The 6786-nt window shown below is 44.9% G+C and carries 10 protein-coding genes, 1 pseudogene and 1 other annotated feature; all 11 genes and pseudogenes read left to right on the top strand.

Annotated features, from left to right (window positions below; all coding sequences use genetic code 11):
• The coding region (locus WMO62_RS15615) for a GTP-binding protein (protein WP_349145255.1) at window positions 1-577 on the top strand (577 nt) is incomplete at its 5' end.
• Complete coding sequence (locus tag WMO62_RS15610) at window positions 577-1497, top strand: AEC family transporter (RefSeq protein ID WP_349145254.1); 921 nt, start codon at window positions 577-579, stop codon at window positions 1495-1497. The genes WMO62_RS15615 and WMO62_RS15610, both read left to right, overlap by 1 nt.
• Window positions 1498-1510: 13 nt before the next feature.
• Entirely contained in the window at window positions 1511-2449 is a 939-nt protein-coding gene (locus tag WMO62_RS15605) for a tRNA-dihydrouridine synthase (RefSeq protein WP_349145253.1), read from the top strand.
• 161 nt (window positions 2450-2610) lie between these two features.
• Window positions 2611-2760, top strand: coding sequence for a 50S ribosomal protein L33 (gene rpmG, locus WMO62_RS15600; RefSeq protein WP_117499871.1), 150 nt, complete (start codon window positions 2611-2613; stop codon window positions 2758-2760).
• A gap of 29 nt (window positions 2761-2789) precedes the next feature.
• Window positions 2790-2990: a preprotein translocase subunit SecE gene (secE, locus tag WMO62_RS15595; RefSeq protein ID WP_117499847.1), complete on the top strand. Its 201-nt coding sequence runs from the start codon at window positions 2790-2792 to the stop codon at window positions 2988-2990.
• 18 nt (window positions 2991-3008) lie between these two features.
• The gene (gene nusG, locus WMO62_RS15590; RefSeq protein ID WP_117499846.1) at window positions 3009-3524 is read left to right on the top strand and encodes a transcription termination/antitermination protein NusG; all 516 of its coding nucleotides are present in this window, start codon (window positions 3009-3011) and stop codon (window positions 3522-3524) included.
• Between the two features lie 57 nt (window positions 3525-3581).
• Window positions 3582-4010, top strand: a complete 429-nt coding sequence (gene rplK / locus WMO62_RS15585) for a 50S ribosomal protein L11 (RefSeq protein ID WP_117499845.1) — start codon at window positions 3582-3584, stop codon at window positions 4008-4010.
• Window positions 4011-4080: 70 nt separating this feature from the next.
• Window positions 4081-4770, top strand: a complete 690-nt coding sequence (rplA, locus tag WMO62_RS15580; protein WP_117499844.1) for a 50S ribosomal protein L1 — start codon at window positions 4081-4083, stop codon at window positions 4768-4770.
• 40 nt (window positions 4771-4810) lie between these two features.
• Window positions 4811-4947: a sequence feature (ribosomal protein L10 leader region), on the top strand.
• A 50-nt stretch (window positions 4948-4997) separates the two neighbouring features.
• Complete coding sequence (gene rplJ / locus WMO62_RS15575; protein WP_117499843.1) at window positions 4998-5486, top strand: 50S ribosomal protein L10; 489 nt, start codon at window positions 4998-5000, stop codon at window positions 5484-5486.
• A 65-nt stretch (window positions 5487-5551) separates the two neighbouring features.
• On the top strand, window positions 5552-5926 hold the full coding sequence (rplL, locus tag WMO62_RS15570) for a 50S ribosomal protein L7/L12 (protein ID WP_117499842.1): 375 nt from the start codon (window positions 5552-5554) through the stop codon (window positions 5924-5926).
• Between the two features lie 219 nt (window positions 5927-6145).
• Window positions 6146-6786 (top strand): annotated as a pseudogene (locus WMO62_RS15565) (DNA-directed RNA polymerase subunit beta); the annotation flags it as partial.

Genomic DNA, 6786 nt, shown 5'->3' with positions numbered 1-6786 from the left:
CACGATCATGAATGCAAAGCTGGAGGACACGTTATCGGAGGAAGCAGAATATCTGCTGGCATCGGAGGCGGCCAATGCGGGATGCGTCGTGCTCAGCAGAAGTCAGGACGCATCCCCGGAGGAGATCGCAAAGACCAGAGCACATCTGAACTGTGCTTTACAGGAAGTGCATTGCTCCAGACAGTTTGGAGATGAGATCATAGAGAAGAACTGGGAGGATTTTACGGAACAGGATCTGGAACGGATCCAGAACAGTGGATATCATGTGGAAGACTATACAAAACTGCATTTTCCGGAAAAGGAAAGATTCCAGTCGGTCTGTGTGATGAATCAGGAGATGACAAGACAGGAACTTGAGAAAAAGGTACAGCAATTATTTGCAGAAGCTTCCTATGGAAATGTTTTTCGCGTGAAAGGATTTCTTGAATTGCCGGACGGTAATTGGATGGAACTGAATGCGACCAGACATGAGATGACATTTACAACTTGCACAGAAGGACAAAAAGTGGTAATTGTAATCGGGGAGAAATTGAACCAACCAATGATAGAAGAAGTTTTAGGAGGCACAGCAATCTAATGGCACTGATATTGATGAAACAGATTATTGTCTTGTTTTTGATGATGGGATGCGGACTTGTAGTTGTGAAGCTGGGAATGTTGAAAGTAGAGGATAGTAAGGCATTGTCGGTCATAACCTTATATCTGTTGTTGCCGAGTGTGGTGATCCATTCCTTTGATATTGAGTATACGCCGGAGGTTATGTCTGGATTTTTGCTTGCATTGGCAGCGGCATTGGTTTTTCATGGCATATTGTTTGTTATTTGTACAGTATTGAGTTCGATTTTTCATCTGGGTGCTGTAGAGAAATGTTCACTGATTTATACTAATGCAGGAAATATTATCATGCCTTTGGCGGCAGCGCTTCTTGGCGAAGAATGGCAGATCTACGCAACAGCATTTCTGGCAGTACAGATGACGATTCTGTTCAGCCATGGGCAGTCTGTAATGGAAGGAAAGCCAGGGATCAATTGGAAGAAGATCGTGACAAATCCGAATATGATTGCGGTTGTAGCAGGCCTGGTGCTGTTTTTGACACCACTTCAGCTGCCGGATGTACTGGCAGATACGATGACATCCATGGCAAGGGCCGTAGGACCGGTCAGTATGATCATGTTGGGAATGGCACTGGCAGATATTGAGTGGAAGAAACTGTTCACCGGAAAACGAGTTTATGGTATGGTTTTGGCGCGGATGGTGCTGCTGCCACTGGTGGCGGTAATTTTTTTGCGAACATGGGGGACGCTGTCTTCGGTTCCTGACAGTCGGTCGATCTTGCTGGTGACATTACTTGCGGCAATTACTCCAACTGCAGCTACGATCACGCAGATGGCACAGCTTTACAATCAGGATGCAGCATATGCCAGTGCGATCAATGTGATGACTACCGTGGTATGCGTAGTAACGATGCCGTTGATGGTTATGTTATATATGATGTAAGAAAAGAGGCGGAATGGACAAAACAGTGAAATATTATATGGCACCACTGGAATCAGTGACTACCTGGATCTATCGGCAGGCACATGCGAAGATATATGGAAGGCTTGACAAATATTTTATCCCTTTTCTGGAGCCTCATGAGAAACGTGATTTCAAGACCAGAGAATTGCAGGAAATCCTGCCGGAACATAATGAGAACATCTATGCAGTGCCTCAGATCCTGACGAACAGGTCAGAGGGATTTATAAAGCTTGCAAAGGCACTGAAAGACTGGGGATATGAAGAAATAAATCTGAATCTTGGCTGTCCGTCTAAAACGGTAGTGACAAAGGGAAAAGGATCCGGATTTCTGGCAAAGCCGGAGGAACTGGAGCGATTTTTGACGGAAATATTTGATGCACTGTCGGGAGAAGTAAAGATTTCTGTTAAGACCAGAATTGGAAAAGAGAATCCAGAAGAGTTTCCGGCGCTATTGGAGTTGTTTAACAAGTATCCAATGGAAGAACTGATCATTCATCCGCGGGTGCAGAAGGATGGTTATGGAAATGTGCCAAGACTTGAGCTTTATGAGCTGGCAGAAAAGCAAAGCGTGAATCCACTCTGCTATAATGGAGATCTCTATACACGAGAGCAGATCCGGAATTTTGCAGAGAGATTTCCGGGGACGGAACGGCTGATGTTTGGTCGTGGATTCCTGCGCGATCCGGGTCTTTTATATAATGAAGGAAAAGACTCAAAAGATATTTTTGAAAAGTTCTGGGCATTTCATGATCTGGTATATGAAGGATATCAGGAGAGAAATATGGGAGACCGGAATGTGCTGTTCAAGATGAAGGAACTCTGGTCTTATCAGGTGTATCAATTTTCAGAACCGGAGCGGTTGTTTAAGACATTTAAGAAGATGCAGGACTGTAATGAATATGAACAGATGATAAGAAATCTGCGCAGATAGAAGAAAATAGTGAACAATACGAAAAAAGTCTTGACGTACCTTGGTTGTCTGTGTTATAGTTGACAAGCGAATGGAAGTTTAGGCTTTTTTTTTATGCCTAAAAATTGGTGATTTTCGCAGGAATCACCAGCAAAAAAAGTATAAAAGCGAGGTGGAAAGTTGTGCGCGTAAAGATCACATTGGCATGTACGGAGTGCAAACAGCGTAACTACAACATGACCAAAGAAAAGAAGAATCACCCGGACAGAATGGAAACCAAGAAGTACTGTCGTTTCTGCAAGAGACATACTCTTCATAAGGAGACGAAGTAATCCGCAAGGAACGAAAGGGAAGTGAGAAAATGGGAGAGACAACAAAGACCCAGAAAACAAGCTGGTTCAAAGGCATGAAAGCCGAGTTTAAGAAAATTATCTGGCCAGATCAAAAATCACTTACAAAACAGACTATTGCGGTAGTCAGCGTTTCTGTTGCTTTGGCTCTCATTATCAAAATACTGGATATGCTCATGACCTATGGGATTGACATTCTGGTAACACTGTAACAGGGGAAAGGTGATTTTATGTCAGAGGCAAGCTGGTATGTAGTTCATACCTACTCAGGGTATGAGAACAAAGTAAAAGCCAACATTGAGAAAACAATCGAAAACAGACACCTGGAAGATCAGATCCTGGAGGTTCGGGTTCCAATGCAGGATGTTGTGGAACTGAAAGACGGCGCAAGCCGTTCCGTTCAGAAAAAAATGTTTCCGGGTTATGTTCTGATCAACATGATCATGAATGATGATACCTGGTATGTGGTCCGCAATACCCGTGGTGTGACTGGGTTCGTTGGCCCTGGCTCTAAGCCGGTTCCGCTTACAGAGGAAGAGATGAGACCACTGGGAATTCATTCCGAATCCGTACAGATTGACTTTGCGGAGGGTGACAGCGTTGTCGTGATCGGCGGTGTATGGAAAGATACCGTTGGTGTGATCCAGTCGATCAACGATAACAAACAGAGTGCGACAATCAATGTCGACCTGTTCGGCCGTGAAACGCCGGTAGAAATTAGTTTCACAGAAATCAAACACATGTAGCATGAAAAAAAGTGGGAGGGACATTCCCGCAAACACCACAAGGAGGTGCCTTGAATTATGGCAAAGAAAGTTACTGGTTATATTAAATTACAGATCCCGGCTGGAAAGGCAACACCGGCTCCCCCAGTAGGACCGGCTCTTGGTCAGCATGGTGTGAACATTGTACAGTTCACCAAAGAGTTTAATGCACGTACTGCAGATCAGGGAGATATGATCATCCCGGTTGTAATTACTGTATATGCTGACAGAAGCTTTAGTTTCATTACCAAGACCCCGCCGGCAGCAGTGCTGCTGAAAAAGGCATGTGGCCTGAAGACCGCAGCTGCCAATTCCAAGAAAGAGAAAGTCGCTACGATCAAGAGATCTGAAGTTCAGAAGATCGCTGAGCTGAAGATGCCGGATCTGACTGCAGGAAGCCTTGATGCTGCTATCAGCATGATCGCAGGTACCGCACGTAGCATGGGTATCACTGTAGTAGACGACTAATAACACGGTTGCTGACATACAGACGTGGGAGGGAGATTCCCGCAATTACCACTAGGAGGTTAAAAAGATTATGAAACATGGTAAGAAATATGTTGAGGCTGCTAAAGTATATGACAAGCAGACTCAGTACGACAGAGACGAAGCAGTTGCTATCGTAAAGAAACTTGCTACTGCAAAATTTGATGAGACCATCGAGGCTCATATCAGAACCGGATGTGACGGACGTCATGCTGATCAGCAGATCCGTGGTGCCGTAGTTCTTCCGCACGGAACCGGTAAACAGGTTCGTGTGCTTGTATTCGCTAAGAATGCAAAAGCAGAAGAGGCTCAGGCAGCAGGCGCTGAGTTCGTTGGAGCTGAGGAACTCGTTCCGAAGATCCAGGGTGGCTGGTTCGATTTCGACGTTGTTGTTGCAACTCCGGATATGATGGGTGTTGTAGGACGTCTGGGTCGTGTACTTGGACCGAAGGGCTTAATGCCGAACCCGAAGGCTGGTACCGTAACTATGGACGTTACTAAAGCAGTTAACGATATCAAAGCTGGTAAAATTGAGTACAGACTTGACAAGACCAATATCATCCACGTGCCGATCGGAAAAGCTTCTTTCACCGAGGAGCAGTTAGCGGACAACTTCCAGACGCTTATGGATGCCATCAACAAAGCAAAACCGGCAGCAGTTAAAGGTCAGTACCTGAAGAGTGTTGTTCTGACACCTACTATGGGAGCTGGCGTAAAAGTTAACCCGCTGAAGTTAGCATAAAAAAGTGTTGACATCCCGTATATATTTATGATATCTTATAACAGTTGAAGATGACTGCCCGAAGACAGCAGGTGCCGTTAGGCATAAGGTTAAAACGCCTGCCGAGGAATGCATTCGATTGAGAATGACTGATTACCCCTCTGTGTCTGCGGCATAGAGGGGTTTTTCATCCTTACCACTGGGAAGGTTATCCGACGATTGAAAAATCTATAAGGAGGAAACCATTCATGGCAAAAGTTGAACTGAAAAAACCGGTTGTAGACGAGATCTCTGCAAATCTGGAAGGTGCAGCTGGTGTTGTTCTGGTAGACCATTGTGGTCTTACTGTAGAGCAGGATACACAGCTTCGTAAACAGATGAGAGAAGAAGGCATCGTTTACAAGGTTTACAAGAACACTATGCTGAATTTTGCAATCAAAGGAACTGAGTTCGAGCCGCTGTCCCAGCATCTCGAAGGACCGTCTGCAATCGCTATCTCTAAAACTGATGCGACTGCTCCGGCAAGAATCGTTGCTAACTTTGCAAAGAAAGCAGAGAAACTTGAGATTAAAGCTGGTGTTGTAGAAGGAAACTACTACGATGCTAAGGGAATGACTGCAATTGCAAACGTTCCGTCCAGAGAAGTGCTTCTTGGAAAACTGCTTGGCAGCATCCAGAGCCCGATCGCAAACTTTGCACGCGTTATCAATCAGATCGCAGAGAGCAAAGAGGCATAATCGAAATTACTATTATGAAAGCCGCATGACGGCAATGATACAATTATTATTGGAGGTAAATAAAAATGGCAAAATTAACTACTGCAGAATTTATTGATGCAATCAAAGAGCTTACTGTATTAGAGCTGAATGATCTTGTAAAAGCTTGCGAGGAGGAGTTTGGTGTATCCGCAGCAGCAGGCGTTGTTGTAGCAGCAGCTGGAGACGGTGCAGCAGCAGCTGAAGAGAAAGATTCCTTCGATGTTGAGCTGACCGAGGTTGGCCCGAACAAAGTTAAAGTTATCAAAGTTGTTCGTGAAGCTACCGGACTTGGCCTGAAAGAAGCTAAAGACGTAGTAGACGGCGCTCCGAAGGTAATCAAAGAGGGCGCTTCCAAAGCTGAGGCTGAGGAGATGAAGACCAAACTTGAGGCTGAGGGTGCAAAAGTTACTCTTAAATAATTCAGTTGGATTTCAGAGAGGATATCGCAATGCGGTATCCTCTTTTTTTATTCATGTTTTTGAAAAAAACTATTTGACATACTTGAAAAAATATGGTAGTATGGACAATGCACTATTGTGGTGAGGTATGGGTATAAATCACTGCGTAGGTGCATGCCTAAATGGCGCCATTGTTTAACCGAAAAAGCAGTGAGTAAATATATAAGGGGTGAAATGTCAATGGAAAAGAACAGAATCAAACCTACCAAGTCAGGACGCAGCATGAGAATGAGCTATTCCCGTAAAAAGGAAGTTCTTGATATGCCGAACCTGATCGAGGTTCAGCGCGATTCCTACCAGTGGTTTCTGGATGAAGGATTGAGTGAAGCATTTGCGGATATTTCTCCGATCACCGATTATAGTGGCAAGCTCAGCCTGGAGTTCACCAACTTTACGCTTGACGTGGAAGGTGCAAAGTACACGATCGAGGAGTGTAAAGAGCGCGATGCAACATATGCGGCACCGTTGAAGGTCAGAGTTCGTCTTCATAATAAAGAGACCGACGAGATCAATGAGCACGAGATTTTCATGGGCGATTTGCCTCTGATGACCGAGACCGGTACTTTCGTGATCAATGGAGCTGAACGTGTTATCGTCAGCCAGCTGGTACGTTCACCGGGTATCTATTATGGAATCGATCACGACAAAGTAGGTAAACTTCTGTTTTCCTGTACTGTGATCCCGAACCGTGGAGCATGGCTGGAGTATGAGACTGACTCTAACGATGTATTTTATGTTCGTGTAGACAGAACCCGTAAAGTGCCGATCACTGTGCTGATCCGTGCACTCGGATACGGTACAAATGCAGAGATTATCGATCT

This window comes from Hominiventricola aquisgranensis (assembly GCF_040096225.1).
In the GTDB taxonomy this organism is placed as follows: Bacteria; Bacillota; Clostridia; order Lachnospirales; family Lachnospiraceae; genus Hominiventricola; species Hominiventricola aquisgranensis.
This window is presented reverse-complemented; position numbering and strand designations above follow the sequence as displayed.

Excerpts from the sequence above, each read along its gene's own strand:
- WMO62_RS15610 (WP_349145254.1), top strand. The coding sequence starts at position 577 with ATGGCACTGATATTGATGAAACAGATTATTGTCTTGTTTTTGATGATG.
- WMO62_RS15605 (WP_349145253.1), top strand. The coding sequence starts at position 1,511 with ATGGACAAAACAGTGAAATATTATATGGCACCACTGGAATCAGTGACT.
- secE (WP_117499847.1), top strand. The coding sequence starts at position 2,790 with ATGGGAGAGACAACAAAGACCCAGAAAACAAGCTGGTTCAAAGGCATG.
- nusG (WP_117499846.1), top strand. The coding sequence starts at position 3,009 with ATGTCAGAGGCAAGCTGGTATGTAGTTCATACCTACTCAGGGTATGAG.
- rplK (WP_117499845.1), top strand. The coding sequence starts at position 3,582 with ATGGCAAAGAAAGTTACTGGTTATATTAAATTACAGATCCCGGCTGGA.
- rplA (WP_117499844.1), top strand. The coding sequence starts at position 4,081 with ATGAAACATGGTAAGAAATATGTTGAGGCTGCTAAAGTATATGACAAG.
- rplJ (WP_117499843.1), top strand. The coding sequence starts at position 4,998 with ATGGCAAAAGTTGAACTGAAAAAACCGGTTGTAGACGAGATCTCTGCA.
- rplL (WP_117499842.1), top strand. The coding sequence starts at position 5,552 with ATGGCAAAATTAACTACTGCAGAATTTATTGATGCAATCAAAGAGCTT.